Below are 13566 nucleotides of genomic sequence, written 5' to 3' on the forward strand. Positions count from 1 at the left end.
TCAACCTAGAAACAAGAGGATTTGAGTAATGAATCGTCTGATTTTAATTTCTCCCTCAAAGGCGGGCGGGCTTTCAACCAATTCTTTCTGGTAATATCAAATCCGGTTGCATCCTCCTGTATTCATCTATATCTTCTCTCTCTGTGCCCTCTGTGCTCTCTGCGGTTAAATCATTCCTATACAACTGGAAATGATACAAACTGGCATAACGCAGGCTGGGGCGCATATTACCCAGCCCTGTCTGGCGCAATTAATTAGGCAATTGTAACTTGATTTTGAAGGACAAAATAAATGCTTCAAATCTATAGAAATGGTGCAAATGGAGAAATAATTCGGGGTCAAGGGCTGTCGGCATTTATACACAATGTGAACTACCATGAAACTATCATCAAAGTCTTTGAAGATGGTAAAATCGATTGTTGGGGATTGGTTGACTTTGAGGAATTCAAAACCAAAGTTGCTCAGGGATGGGTTGTTACCCAAGTTCCCAAGGGTGCGAGGATAAGCTGTCACCATCTCTACTGGGGAAACTCGACTTTAGAGTTTTATATAGAGATTGATGAGTTTGTAAAAGAAGTAGCAGATATCATAAACCAGCTTCAAGGGAAGCCAACAGTTGCAAAGACTTGCCTTCAAGCCTTTACTAGATTCCTAACCTTCCCAACACCAGAAAATAAAATTAGCTTGCGAGCAGCTTACGATGCTATTCCCAAACATCTGAGAATTTATGTTCTTGGCGATATGGATTGTAAAGATTCGGCGATTTTAACGTGTATCGACGAAGACACAGAAGTTTCTCAAGAAATTATCGAATACTGTAAGACAGACTATGAATGGATTTGGGAATAGTTAAATTAAGGAAATATCTAACCAAAATTATGTCATTTTTAGAGTAACTGGGCATAGATATCATCCTCAGTATTATCCCAAACTGTATCTAGTGATGTTTGACTGGCTTGAAGCCAAAACTCAGTTTCTTCATCAGGTAAGAGTGTTACTAATACTTTTGCCCCTTCGGGTAACTCTGATAACTCTAGCAGTTCAATTTTTCCTTGTCGAACAGTAGCCCAAAGTGTTTTCAGCATATCCACCTCATAAACTGTGCTTTACGCAATTTGTAGATTTTTGATACATTGTCGCACAATTACAACCTAAGACACATAGATCGAGGAAGTATTTAAGCCTGATTTAGGATTTATTTAATACAAGTTCGGGACGTTGCGGCTCAAACAAAGGGCGAGTTACTTGGCGCAGCAGCACTGTTTCTAAACTGCCTTCTACTACATCTGCTGCTTCTATTTCTAATTCTCCCCACAAAAATCGATCGCCCTGAGCAGGCATTCTACCGAAATTGTAGATCGCGAAGCCGGCGATTGTTTGGTACGCTTGGTTGGTTGGCAGGTTTAACCCGAGTTTTTCGTTAACTGCTGTTACTTCCCAGACGCCGGAAATTAGGGCTGAATGAGCGTCTTTTTCAATCAGAGTTGCTTCGGAAGCTGGTAGCAGCGGTTCTGACTGTTTACTGGTAATCCAACCTGTCAGCATCCGTACCGTACCGTTGAGAACTGCTAGCAGCGGCCAGAGTATTTTCGAGCAGACTTCCAGGGCGGGCATCAGTAACAAAGCTGTGCGTTCTGGGGCGTGGGTTGCTAATACTTTGGGGATGAGTTCTCCTAATACTATCTCGATGTATGTAACGAAGATGAATGCTACGGGAACTGCGATCGAATGCGCCGTCAGCATCGCGGGAAAATGCCCGATCGGCAATTTGTCGATCCAGGGCTCGATCCAGTGTACAGTCGCACCCTCGCCCAACCATCCCAACAGCAGACTTCCGGCTGTTGTGCCTGTTTGAGTCACCGAGAGGTAATGCGGTATGTTGTTCTGCGCTAGATGGACGAGTTCGGCGGTTTTCGCGTTTGGGCGATCGCGCAACTGGGCGAGTTGGCGGATTTGATGGCGATCGGCTGATACTAATGCTAGTTCTGACGCCACAAAAAACGCAATTAAAAGTGTTAAGCCCAGCAACATTGCTAACCTCAGCAGTGTTTCGGCGACTTCTATTTCCAGACAAGTAAGGTTATTCAAGATAGATATCTAATCTGATAGATGTTTAGGTTAATCATTTCATCTTAGCTTGCAATTCAGATAGATTGACGGCTCCACATATCGGATATCCGCACTACGGGTCTTCGTAAGGTGTGCATTGCACACCCTACAAATAGATAAAAAAAGCAATTTGCCATCCATAAATCTATCTTCTGGCCGACGAGAAAAAACTCATAACATATTACGATTTATTGGTGAAAGACAAGTAGAAGGAAACCAAACATCGTGAACTTAAAAACAGTCGTATCACTGCTAAAACAAACTTTTACTGAATGGCAAGAAGATAAAGCACCAACCCTAGCCGCCGCCCTAGCTTATTACACAGTTTTCTCCCTCGCCCCGCTGCTAATTATCGTAATTGCGATCGTCGGTTTAGTCTTTGGTGCAGATGCAGCCCAAGGTCAAATCGTCGCCCAACTTCAAAGTTTAATCGGCAAAGATGGCGCTCAAACTGTCCAAGAACTAATCCTTAAAGCTTCCGAACCCAAGTCGGGAATGATTGCTACTATAGTTGGTCTCGCTACACTTTTGTGGGGCGCTTCCAACGTATTTACTAACCTCAAAGAAGCTCTCAATACTATTTGGAATGTTTCACCGCCTCCGGGACGCGGCATTTGGGGATTTTTGCAAGACCGCGTATTGTCTTTTGCGATGATTTTAGGCATCGGCTTTCTATTGTTAGTATCTTTAGTAATTAGCGCCGTTTTAGCAGCCGTCAGCTATTGGTTGAACGGCTTGCTGCAATTACCAGTCAATATTTGGCAGATTGTGGATTTTGGGATATCCTTTGGTGTAGTTACGCTGCTGTTTGCCTTGATTTACAAACTTTTGCCCGATGTCGATCTTGCTTGGAATGATGTGTGGATCGGCGCCGCCATCACCTCAGTCCTGTTTACGATCGGCAAATCGCTAATAGGAGTTTACCTGGGAGGTAGCGGTATTGCCTCTACCTACGGTGCTGCGGGATCGTTCGTAATTATCCTGCTTTGGATTAATTATTCCGCTCAAATTCTGTTCTTAGGTGCCGAGTTTACCCAAGTTTGGGCTAACCGATACGGCTCTCGAATGCGAGGTTCGCGAAATAATACCCTGCACAGTGAAAAGGGGGAATCCTCCACACGCAAACATCGAAAAAATTCTTAATATTTGACAATTGGGAAATTTGAGGTTAAAGTCTATCCCCGGCTTTGATAAAAGCAAGAGCGAAGCAGCCAGAAAGCGGAAGGCGGAAGGAAAGAAAAATTTTGAAGGCAATAATTTATCTTTCTCTTCGAGCGCCATGTCAAATTCTGTCTTTGGGAAGATTTACTTCTGCTTTCTCCACAGTTCAAATTATTTATCGCGACAGGTAAAAATTTTACCTCCGACTGACGGGATCGGCTCGAACAGCAAGCTGAAAGCTGGTTCGAGTTTGACAACTGCTCAAATCCGGGAAATTCTTTTCACCCTCGTTCATTTCCATTTAGATTATCTAGAGTTTTAGCTGCTGCTGGTCTCTGTCAGCAGAAGGAAGTCGTTTGTTAATTTTTCCCGTGGAATTATCCCTGAGGGATGATTTATCGATCGCCTATTTTGACTTTAATAACAATTAGCAGCTACATTTCATTCCCCGCGCAGTAGCCAAAATCGCACATTAATCGGCTGCATTTTTTTAAAATTTTGGTAAACAATCATGATTTCATTAACAAAAAAACGCATCGCCCTGATCTCGGTGCACGGCGATCCGGCTGTGGAAATTGGCAAAGAAGAAGCGGGCGGGCAAAACGTTTACGTGCGTCAAGTAGGAGAATCTTTGGCGAAACAAGGATGGCAAGTTGATATGTTCACCCGTTCATCCGATCGCGAACAAGCAAGTATTGTCCAGCACAGCCCCAATTGCCGGACAATTCGCCTAGTAGCAGGGCCGCAAGAATTTATTCCCCGCGACGAACTTTACGGATATTTGCCAATTTTTGTTCGCGAATTTCAGAAGTTTCAGTTAGAGTCAGGCTTTCAATATCCCTTAGTTCACACGAATTACTGGCTGTCTTCTTGGGTGGGAATGGAGTTGAAAAAATCCCAACCCCTGCGACAAGTTCACACCTATCATTCTTTGGCAGCAGTTAAATACAAGTCGGTTGCGACTATTCCGATGATTGCTAAAACTAGACTGCAAGTAGAAAAAACTCTTCTAGAAACAGCCGATCGCGTGGTGGCTACCAGTCCCCAAGAAAAAGAACACATGAGGTCTCTGGTGTCCTCAAAAGGCAATATAGACATCGTTCCCTGCGGTACCGACACTCAGCAGTTTGGATCGATCGCCCGATCGGCAGCCCGCCGCCAGTTGGGAATAGCCCCCGAAACCAAAGTCGTGCTGTACGTCGGTCGTTTTGACCCCCGCAAGGGCATCGAAACCTTAGTCCGCGCCGTCAGTCTGTCGGCGCTGCGGCGCAAAGGGGATTTAAAACTAATTATCGGCGGTGGCTGGCGCGAGGGGGAATGCGACGGCAAAGAGCGCGATCGCATCGGCAGCATCGTGGAAGAATTAGGCTTAAGCGACATTACCAGCTTTCCCGGTGGCTTGAGCCGAGAGATTCTCCCCGCCTACTACGCCGCCGCCGATGTCTGCGTGGTTCCCAGCCATTACGAACCCTTCGGTTTAGTCGCCATTGAAGCGATGGCCTGCGGCACGCCCGTAGTCGCCTCCGACGTGGGAGGGCTCAAATATACCGTATTGCCGCGAGAAACCGGTTTGCTGGCGCCTGTAAAAAATGAAGCAGCCTTTGCAAGTGCGATCGATCGGCTGTTAGTTGACTCAGTATGGCGCCAGCAACTCGGACAAGCAGGCAGAGTGCGCGTCCAAACCAATTTCAGTTGGGACGGTGTGGCCTCCCAACTCGGTCAACTTTACACTCAACTGCTCGAAAAATCGGCGATGAAACTTGACCCCGTGAGCGCTTAGTAGTATCACTTAGTATGGTTGAAGCCTGTTTCCCTCGATCCCTATCCATCTCATCTATAAACTGGGAACCTTCAACTAGAAGTGATGTCAGGAACTCAGGGCTCAGTGCCACGCTCGCTTGTAAGAAATTACAAGCTGTTCTGACCAGACCCCTCAATTGCGAGGAGACGTTATTCAGGTCACGACACCGGCGAATGCGACGCCAGTTTTGGGCTCTGTCATCTGCAATTAAACAGTTTGAAAGTCACGCTCAACAGTGTTGCAGGTCTAACAAGCCTTTATAACCAGGTCGAGGCAAACATTACCCCGCAAGGGAGAAAGGAGACAACCATATCTCCATTGGAGGGGCAACCATACCCCTCCAACCCCCTTTCAGGGGATTGACGGGGACTGAAGTCCCCCGCGTCGTTTTCCTTTCAGGTCTAAAGACTCGCTTGTTTCCCACTTACCGAGTGTTTTTTATGAGGAGGTACTCTTGTACGCATCAGAACATCTGGGAAGCCATCTGCTTCGTATGTCCGACCAAGAGCTAATTCGTCTGTGGGTAAACCGCAAATCTACCCCCAGCAAGCGCTTTAGCTGGCAGGCCGCCAACGGTTTTCGACTGTTTGTAGACAAACCGCTGGCACAAGTGACTCTGACAGATGTCCAGACTTTCGCCGCAGCGATGAGGGCTCGCAAAGTTCCACCCCGTTTCTACAAGCAAACCTTGCTAGCTGTAAAATCGCTGTTCGCCTTCGGCCAGCAAACCCGAATCTTGCCGGCAGCTATCCCTCTGTACGCGTGGCCCGTGCGACAGCACAGCCAGCAGTCCAAACGACTCCGTTTGAGGCTGGGGTGGAGTTTGTGCATCTGTTTGTGCTTTTTTTTGGGTAGAATGGCCCCGAAACTCTGGGGACAAACAGTCTCGGCAGAAATGTCGCCACCTCCAAAACGCCTGACTGCCTCGGCAGAAAGCTCGCCGGCTTCGGCATCAGAAGCGTTTCCGAAAGTTGCAACTGACGAGCCACCAGACAAAGGAGATCAGAACGACGATAACGACGATAGCATTGAGCGCGATCGGGTAAAAGCATTTCTCGACACCATCGCCAGCGCCGAAGGCACCGCTGCTGCCGATGGCTACCACACCCAGTACACAGGAACCAAATTTGCCAGTTTCAGCGACCATCCCAGAGAAATGAGATGCGGCCGCCGCTACGGCAAAAAACTCTGTTCCGACGCTGCGGGGCGGTATCAGTTTCTCAGCACAACTTGGGACAGATTCGCCAAAAAATTCGGTGTCAAGGATTTCAGTCCAGAAAATCAAGACCTAATGGCTATAGAGTTAATTCGAGAACGAGGTGCATTAGAAGATATAAAAGCGGGTCGATTGGAGCCAGCAGTCAGAAAACTCGCTTACATCTGGCCTTCTTTTCGGCGTTTTGGCGGTTCCGTGGACTCGTCGCTGCCCAAACTCGAAAAAATGTACCGGGAAAATTTAGGGATTTATCGCCCAGGATTAGTTGTTAGCAATTAGTTAATAGTCCGAGGACGAGTTACAATTTGCGATTTTGGATAGACTCTAGAGCATCCAAAATTAAAAGTTGGGGGTTATGGGTGATGTCGATTCTTTGAGAACTTAAAAATTATGCTAACTTTCCATCTTCCATATTAACAATGCGATCGGCAATATCCAAAATACGGTTATCGTGGGTAACTAACAAAATCGTACAACCCTGCTCTTTGGCAAGTTGCTGCATCAAATTCACCACTTCCCGCCCGGATTTGCTGTCTAGGGCCGCTGTTGGTTCATCAGCCAAAACAATTTGCGGGCGACTAACTAAGGCACGGGCGATCGCAATTCTTTGTTTTTGTCCGCCCGACAAATCATCGGGATAATAGTTAACCCGTTGTTGGAGCCCAACTAATTCTAGCATTTTTGCAGAGCGATCGCGCATTTCGGCACGCGACAAATTGCCGTGAACTTCCAAACCCATTTGCACGTTTTGCAGCGCCGTCAAACTGCGGTGCAAGTTGTGGGCTTGGAAAATATAGCCAATTTTCCGCCGCCCTTTTACCAATACATCTGAACTAGCCTTGCACATCTCTTGACCGAGAATTTTGAGACTGCCAAATTGAGTTGACCGCAGTCCGCCAATCAACGTCAAAAGCGTGGTTTTTCCCGAACCAGAAGGCCCCGTCATCAGCACAATTTCCCCAGCATTAATTTCGAGGTTGATGTCAAAAAGTACCTGTTTTCGCAGTTGACCTTGACCGAAGTAGTGGTCGAGGTGATGCGCGGCAATTACAGGTTCAGGAATCTGTAAATTGTTAGTTGTGGGGTTGGCAAGAGTGGATTTCATAAGTTAAAGATTCGGATTTTTTTAACCGCAGAGGACGCAGAGAACGCAGAGAGAGATAAGTCGTAGGGTGCGTCGCTATGAACAATCTTTGAAATTTATCGACAATCTGGTAGCGACGCACCTGTGCTATTGCAGTTATTGTAAACAACCATCCGTTTCACTGCGCCTAACAATTATTTTATTGGGTTTATTGAGTTAACCCTGTAGGCACAGGTGCGTCGCCATGAGATCGTCAATGTTTATTTAGGGATGAGCGAGAGCGACGCACCCTACGACTAAGAAACGGGGGAAGGACTAAAGTCCTCACTACGAACCTGGAAGGACTAAAGTCCTCACTACGAACCTGGAAGGACTAAAGTCCTCACTACGAACCAGATTAAAACATATCTGCTGGGTCGGCTGCTTGCAGTTTCCGAGTAGCAATGGCGCCTGAAATACTGCACATAATCATGTTTAAAATTAATATTGCAACTGCTCGCATCAGTGTCATGTACAGCGGCAGATTTGTAGCGTTACGAGTTAAGGCGTAAAGTCCGAAAGATACTCCCAACCCTGGAAAAAAACCGATGATTGATAAAATTAGAGCTTCTTCAAAAACAATGCCGAGCAAATAAACATTCCGGTAGCCCATCGCTTTAAAAGTAGCATATTCTCCCATGTGGTCGCTGACATCGGTTGAGAGAACTTGGTAAACGATAATTACTCCTACTACAAAACCCATGGCTACGCCTAAATTAAAGACAAAGCCGATCGCAGTATTTTTAGCCCAATAATTTTTCTCGAACTCGATAAATTCTTGTTTGGTCAAAACCTTGACATCCGATGGCAAATATGCTTTTAAAACTTGTTGGACTTGCAGCGAGTCAGCACCCGGTTGCAGTTGAATTAATCCGGCATTTACGCTTGCAGAATCCTGTCGGGGAAACAGGCGTAGATAATTTTGATCGCTGGTGATTAAAGCTCCGTCAGCGGCAAAAGATGCTCCAACTGTAAATAAACCGCCGATCGCAATTGTGCGCCGATCGATCTCAGTTTTAACAGATTGTCCCTGATTAATTTGCGCGATAGACCCTTGATAATCTCCCCTTGAAGCTCGGTCAAATAACACAGTATCCGGCAATTTAATCAAATTCAAATTCTTGTTGACTTCTGGCAGGTCAAATGCAGGGCGATCGGGATTAAATCCCAACACCATAATCGACGTTTCCCGCCGAGTTTCAGGAACTTTCCAAGTAGCAATTTTGACATAAAGTGGATCGGCTGATTTCACACCAGGTACATTCATCGCCTGATATAATCTGCGTCTTGAAAAAGAAGATAAATTCAGCAAATTCCGGCCTTGGGGATTCATCAAAACTAAGTCAGTTTGCAAAGTTTGGTGCAGGCGCGTATTGCTACTGTAAAGCGCATTTTGAAATCCCAACTGCATGAACATCAAAACGTCAGCAAAGGCAATTCCTGCAACTGCAACCGCCATTCGCCCTTTGTCGTGACTCAGTTGCAGCCATCCGAGAGGAGTTCTGTTTCTTAACTGTTGTAAAGGTTTAATTAGTCCAATCATATCTCTCTTCTCTTCCTCTATTTTCTCTGCGTTCTCTGCGCTCTCTGCGGTTAAAAAATCTTAATTCTTAATTCCCGCCGATCGCAACTTTGACTTGCAAATTAGTCAATCCCGCGACTTTCTGACTGGAAGCTGCATCTAAGCGCACTTTTACCTCCACAATTCGGGCATCAATATTCGCAGAAGGATCGGTGTTAACAATATTTTGCCGCTGCACCTGCAAACCGATGTATTCAATACTTCCCTGCAATTCCCCCTCAAAAGAATCGCTAGTAATTTTGGCTGGCTTTCCAATCCGTACTTTGTCCACATCACTTTGGTAGATTTCAGCCACCGCCAGCATTTCGCGAGTTTGTCCGAGTTCGACAATGCCGTCGTTTCCAACTTTTTCCCCAGGATACGTGTGAATTTTTAGGACTTGAGCATCTCTGGGAGCGCGGATGTAAGCTAGATCTAGATTGGCTTTGGCTTGTTTGGCGGCGGCTTGGGCGGAACCGACTTCGGCGGCGGCTGCTTCTATGTCAACGGGACGCACTTCGGCGATGCGATCGAGATTTGCCGCTGCTTCATTAATTTGTTGCTGGCGCGATTCCTGAATTTGATTCAATTTGGCTTGGGCTTCATTAATTTGTTGCTGGCGGGATTGCTGAATTTGATTCAATTTGGCTTGGGCTTCGTTAATTTGTTGCTGGCGGGATTGCTGAATTTGATTCAGTTTTGCCTTTCCTTCATTGAGTTGCTGTTGCGATGTTTCTGTGGCGAGTTTTTTGCTGTCGCTAGTTGAAGAAGAAATTGCTCCTTCTAGAAACAGTTGCGAGTAACGTTGTTCCTCGCTTGTAGCGTTGCGGAGTTCGGCTTCTAGGCGGGTAATTGCGGCTTTTTGGGTTTGAATTTCCCCTTGTTGTTCGGCTCTGATGCGCGCAATGGTGGCTTGTTGGGCTGCAATTTCGGTGCTGCGATCGACTTCTAAGCGAGCAACGATCGCCTGTTGGGCTGCGATCTCGTTACTGCGATCGGCTTCTAAGCGGGCAATACTGGCTTTCTGGGCTTGAATTTCGCCGTTTTTGGCTCCTGCTTTCACTTTTGCGAGATTTGCCTGGGCAACGCGCACTTGTTCTTGTGCTTGGTCAAAGGCTGCTTGCAGGCGATCGCGATTGTCGAGAATTGCGATCGTTTCACCTGTTTGCACTCTGTCTCCTTCTTTCACCAGGAGTCGATCGATCCTGTTTCCATCCGCCGCCCCAGAGCCCGAAACTTTAATCACTTCTCCCCTCGGTTCGAGTCGCCCCAAAGCCGTCACTGTGCTTAATTGGGATGCTGTGACTGCTGCTGCTGCGGTTGCTGCATTGGGATCTGGCTGGTGCGATCGCCAGATCGTGTAACCAGTAGTTCCCCCAGCCGCCAGAGTTGCTAAGGCTGCTACAACTACGAGTTGTTTAACTAAGGGTGAATTGGAAGATAAGCTTTCTGCGGTTAAGCGGTGTACCATGACACACCTCATGATTTGGGTAGGTAAAAACTAAACGGTTTAGTTTATAAATAAATACTAAACCGTTCAGTATAATGATGTCAATACCCGAAGCAAAAATTACAGAAACCAGAGATGGCAAGGACAAAACCAATCGAACCAGACGCAACATTAGGCGATAAAAGCGAGCAAATCCTGCAAGGTGCGATGCAAGAATTTTTAACCCACGGCTACGCGGGTACGAGTATGGACAAGGTAGCCAAGACGGGGGGAGTTTCCAAAGCCACGGTTTACAGCTACTTTCAAGATAAAGAGGGATTGTTCGCGGCCTTGGTGCAGTGGCTGGCGCGAAAAAAAGTCCATTTTACAGTTCTGGATGAAGAACCCGCCGTAGCGCTGCGATTCATTGCCACAACTATATTGGATCAGGCGACGCACGAACCCGAATTTCTCAATTTCGTCAGGCTAGTGATTGCGGAGTCGGGGCGTTTTCCCCAGCTAGCGCAGACTTTTGTGAGAAACTTAGCTAAACCGGGTATCGATCGCCTAACTGAATATTTAACATTGCATCCAGAGTTAAATTTGCCCGATCCTGAGGCGACGGCGCGGGTTTTTATTGGCTCTCTGGTATATTTCCAGTTAACGCAGGAGATGATGCACGGTAGAGATATTATCCCAATGGAGCGCGATCGAGTAATCGATGCTCTGCTGCACTTGATTTTGCGATCGCAGTCAAATCCCTAAGTGCGATCGAATATTGATGGGAAGATGGGGCGATCGGGTTAATGTTTGAGATTTTGAGTAGTCGCTTTCCATCTCGCTTTTCCCCCATCATTGGAGCTTTAAAACTTTGCTGTCAACGGGAGCATCTGAGTTTTACATTTATAGTAGTGCGAGCGTCCCCGCTCGCGATTGGTAGAATACGCGAGCGGGGACAGCACTATAATAAAAAAATGCTTTTTGCAAACCTGAGATGCTCCCGCTGTCAACTGTCAACGAAGAGGGCGGGCACGGGGGCACCGCCCCTACAAATGTCAACTGTCAACCAATCTTTCCCTCAATTGAGCATCTGATAAATGTGGCAGTTGTTCCACAAACAAAGTCAATTCTGCCACAGGCAAAGCCAATAAATTAGTCACCGCCTGGGGCAGAATATCCTGCAAGTTAGTAACAAACATTTTCAAGACACTTTCAGCCAACAACTTGACCGCTTCTTCCCGCCCCGATTCATCGACTGTCAGCATCGATATTGCCAGCAACAAAACCGTAAAATCCGCAGCAAACAACTTTGAGATTGGAGATAGAAAAACCGTCATTTTCGGGCTTAATTCTCCAAATCTAACTCGCAGAAAATTTTCTAAAATTAACCGCTGTTGTTCTTGTCTGCCTCGTTCGAGTCCTTGTTCCAGCCCTCGTTCTAGCCCTTGTTCTCGCCCTTGTTCTAATCCTTCTTCCCTAGCTTGTTGCTGTGCAGCTTGTATTTGTTCTCTAAAAAGTGGTGCGATCGTCATAATTAACTCCTGCTCTTCTGGCTCTAATTCCTGTGGGATATCAGTCACTAAATTTGACTGTAACCGATACAATAATTCTAGCGCGATAATCCGCAACGGATCGTTTGTGGCTAAAGCGCTCAATTGGGCGATCGCCCTTTCCTGCACTTTCCCTTTGCCCAAAATCCTCAACCACAGAGTTTCGGGAGTTTCCGGCAACTGGTGAACAGCCACAATTGCCGATCGCAAAGATTCCCCCAAAAAATAGATTCCCTGCATCCAATTCTCTGTATCTGGTGTCGCATTAAAGCCATCTACCAATGCTTTCGATGCTGTCGGTGTCAAAATCCACAGTTTGGGTAACTGAGCGTCATCATAGCGAGTATTTTCTCTTCTAAACTTTCGCTCCAATTCGCCTCGCACGTCCAATAATTTGCCCAAACAGCTACAAATTTCGCTGGGGTTTGCCGGATTGCGAAACGGCTCAAAAATAGCAGTCGTACCCGCCATTTTTCCCAACAATCCTAGATTTTCGGAGTATTCGGGAATTGCGGTTCCAGGAGTGAAGTAAACATCGATTTCTCGGACTTCGCTCGTCACATCGCGACCGACATTCACCGTTCCGAGAGGGGACAGCAATTCTTCCAGAAATTCTTTAGCAAAGCGATCGTGAATAAATCGCGTCATAGAAATTACGATTAACTTTATCCGTTAATAATAGCAGATGTGGGATATTTATTTACAGTAGTTCTCAGAAATATGAGGTACGTTGTTGGGCTTTAGCCCTCTTATTTTCGTTTAAGTGATATAGCATTTATGAATGATTGATATAAATTTTTAGGGGTAGCGCCCCCGTACCTACGCCCTATCTATCGCGCAATCGAGTTCGGGAAGAACCCCTACAAAAGTTACACAAATAATTTAGGATTGCTATATTTATCAACGAAGTGGGAGGAGAAAGGACTGAAGTCCTAACTACAAACTTTTTTGATTTCTCGCCGATCGCGCGGGCGACAGGGATTTCCCATACAAATAAAGCCGGCTGGCATATTTTTAAACACGCTGCTGCGAGCTCCGATTAACGCATTTGCACCGATCGCAACACCAGGGCCAATAAAACAATCGGCGGCAATCCAAACGCCGTTATTAATGATAACAGGTGCTGTTATTAACCCAAAGGCTGGGTCTTGGGGGTCATGAGTGCCGGTGCAGAGGTAACTTTTTTGGGAAATGACGCAGTGTTCGCCGATCGCAATTCGATCCAAACTGTACAATACAACATCATCCCCAATCCAGCTATAATCGCCGATTTCAATTTTCCAGGGATAGGTAAAACGAGCCGTAGGGCGGATAATTACCCCAAAACCGATTTTCGCGCCAAATAACCGCAGCAACCCGCTTCTGATGCCGTTAAAAGGGTGTGGAGTGAGCGGAAATACGATCGCCTGTACGAACCACCAAACCAAAATTAGCCAACCAGGCCTTCCGCGATCGAAATTTGATTGATCGTACTTCCGCAAATCAATTAAAGATTCGCCTGTTAAAATATTTGGTTGGTTGTCGCTAGTTGGATGATAATTGATTGCAGGATTTGCGGAATTGGCGATCGGATGCGGCGGTTCCGGGTCAGGAGTTGGCGTATAATGAGTCATCTA

At 46.4% G+C, this 13566-nt stretch carries 13 protein-coding genes; 6 read left to right on the top strand and 7 right to left on the bottom strand.

Annotated features, from left to right (window positions below; all coding sequences use genetic code 11):
- The first annotated feature begins 291 nt into the window (after positions 1–291).
- Positions 292–849: a DUF7638 domain-containing protein gene (locus QZ918_RS01030; RefSeq protein WP_293329991.1), complete on the top strand. Its 558-nt coding sequence runs from the start codon at positions 292–294 to the stop codon at positions 847–849.
- Positions 850–887: 38 nt separating this feature from the next.
- Here QZ918_RS01030 and QZ918_RS01035 read toward each other — a convergent pair whose 3' ends face one another.
- On the bottom strand, positions 888–1085 hold the full coding sequence (locus QZ918_RS01035; protein ID WP_293148012.1) for a hypothetical protein: 198 nt from the start codon (positions 1083–1085) through the stop codon (positions 888–890).
- Positions 1086–1188: 103 nt separating this feature from the next.
- Entirely contained in the window at positions 1189–2088 is a 900-nt protein-coding gene (locus QZ918_RS01040) for a CNNM domain-containing protein (RefSeq protein ID WP_293329994.1), read from the bottom strand.
- Between the two features lie 246 nt (positions 2089–2334).
- Between QZ918_RS01040 and QZ918_RS01045 the strand changes: the two genes are divergently transcribed.
- The 4 genes from QZ918_RS01045 to QZ918_RS01060 all read left to right on the top strand — a co-directional run bounded on the left by QZ918_RS01045 (position 2335) and on the right by QZ918_RS01060 (position 6566).
- Entirely contained in the window at positions 2335–3252 is a 918-nt protein-coding gene (locus QZ918_RS01045; RefSeq protein WP_293148008.1) for a YihY/virulence factor BrkB family protein, read from the top strand.
- A gap of 10 nt (positions 3253–3262) precedes the next feature.
- Positions 3263–3592: a hypothetical protein gene (locus QZ918_RS01050; RefSeq protein ID WP_293329997.1), complete on the top strand. Its 330-nt coding sequence runs from the start codon at positions 3263–3265 to the stop codon at positions 3590–3592.
- 189 nt (positions 3593–3781) lie between these two features.
- The gene (locus tag QZ918_RS01055; RefSeq protein ID WP_293330000.1) at positions 3782–5050 is read left to right on the top strand and encodes a glycosyltransferase family 4 protein; all 1269 of its coding nucleotides are present in this window, start codon (positions 3782–3784) and stop codon (positions 5048–5050) included.
- Between the two features lie 475 nt (positions 5051–5525).
- Positions 5526–6566, top strand: coding sequence for a glycoside hydrolase family 24 protein (locus tag QZ918_RS01060; RefSeq protein ID WP_293330003.1), 1041 nt, complete (start codon positions 5526–5528; stop codon positions 6564–6566).
- 109 nt (positions 6567–6675) lie between these two features.
- Here QZ918_RS01060 and QZ918_RS01065 read toward each other — a convergent pair whose 3' ends face one another.
- The 3 genes from QZ918_RS01065 to QZ918_RS01075 all read right to left on the bottom strand — a co-directional run bounded on the left by QZ918_RS01065 (position 6676) and on the right by QZ918_RS01075 (position 10442).
- On the bottom strand, positions 6676–7392 hold the full coding sequence (locus QZ918_RS01065) for a DevA family ABC transporter ATP-binding protein (RefSeq protein ID WP_293330006.1): 717 nt from the start codon (positions 7390–7392) through the stop codon (positions 6676–6678).
- Between the two features lie 376 nt (positions 7393–7768).
- Entirely contained in the window at positions 7769–8953 is a 1185-nt protein-coding gene (gene devC / locus QZ918_RS01070; protein ID WP_293330009.1) for an ABC transporter permease DevC, read from the bottom strand.
- 67 nt (positions 8954–9020) lie between these two features.
- On the bottom strand, positions 9021–10442 hold the full coding sequence (locus QZ918_RS01075) for an HlyD family efflux transporter periplasmic adaptor subunit (RefSeq protein WP_293330012.1): 1422 nt from the start codon (positions 10440–10442) through the stop codon (positions 9021–9023).
- A gap of 114 nt (positions 10443–10556) precedes the next feature.
- Between QZ918_RS01075 and QZ918_RS01080 the strand changes: the two genes are divergently transcribed.
- A complete protein-coding gene (locus tag QZ918_RS01080) occupies positions 10557–11165 on the top strand; it encodes a TetR/AcrR family transcriptional regulator (protein ID WP_293330015.1) in 609 nt (202 codons plus the stop codon).
- Positions 11166–11455: 290 nt separating this feature from the next.
- Here the strand turns inward: QZ918_RS01080 and QZ918_RS01085 are convergent, their stop codons facing one another.
- Together QZ918_RS01085 and hpsU are read right to left on the bottom strand one after the other, a co-directional pair.
- A complete protein-coding gene (locus tag QZ918_RS01085; RefSeq protein WP_293330018.1) occupies positions 11456–12598 on the bottom strand; it encodes a flagellar assembly protein H in 1143 nt (380 codons plus the stop codon).
- A gap of 284 nt (positions 12599–12882) precedes the next feature.
- A complete protein-coding gene (gene hpsU, locus QZ918_RS01090) occupies positions 12883–13563 on the bottom strand; it encodes a hormogonium polysaccharide biosynthesis acetyltransferase HpsU (protein WP_293330021.1) in 681 nt (226 codons plus the stop codon).
- Between the last annotated feature and the right edge of the window lie 3 nt (positions 13564–13566).

The sequence above is a fragment of the Microcoleus sp. CAWBG58 genome (genome assembly GCF_020883045.1).
Taxonomy (GTDB): domain Bacteria; phylum Cyanobacteriota; class Cyanobacteriia; order Cyanobacteriales; family Microcoleaceae; genus Microcoleus.

Excerpts from the sequence above, each read along its gene's own strand:
- QZ918_RS01055 (WP_293330000.1), top strand. The coding sequence starts at position 3,782 with ATGATTTCATTAACAAAAAAACGCATCGCCCTGATCTCGGTGCACGGC.
- QZ918_RS01080 (WP_293330015.1), top strand. The coding sequence starts at position 10,557 with ATGGCAAGGACAAAACCAATCGAACCAGACGCAACATTAGGCGATAAA.
- QZ918_RS01065 (WP_293330006.1), bottom strand. The coding sequence starts at position 7,392 with ATGAAATCCACTCTTGCCAACCCCACAACTAACAATTTACAGATTCCT.
- QZ918_RS01085 (WP_293330018.1), bottom strand. The coding sequence starts at position 12,598 with ATGACGCGATTTATTCACGATCGCTTTGCTAAAGAATTTCTGGAAGAA.
- QZ918_RS01035 (WP_293148012.1), bottom strand. The coding sequence starts at position 1,085 with ATGCTGAAAACACTTTGGGCTACTGTTCGACAAGGAAAAATTGAACTG.
- QZ918_RS01030 (WP_293329991.1), top strand. The coding sequence starts at position 292 with ATGCTTCAAATCTATAGAAATGGTGCAAATGGAGAAATAATTCGGGGT.
- hpsU (WP_293330021.1), bottom strand. The coding sequence starts at position 13,563 with ATGACTCATTATACGCCAACTCCTGACCCGGAACCGCCGCATCCGATC.
- QZ918_RS01075 (WP_293330012.1), bottom strand. The coding sequence starts at position 10,442 with ATGGTACACCGCTTAACCGCAGAAAGCTTATCTTCCAATTCACCCTTA.
- devC (WP_293330009.1), bottom strand. The coding sequence starts at position 8,953 with ATGATTGGACTAATTAAACCTTTACAACAGTTAAGAAACAGAACTCCT.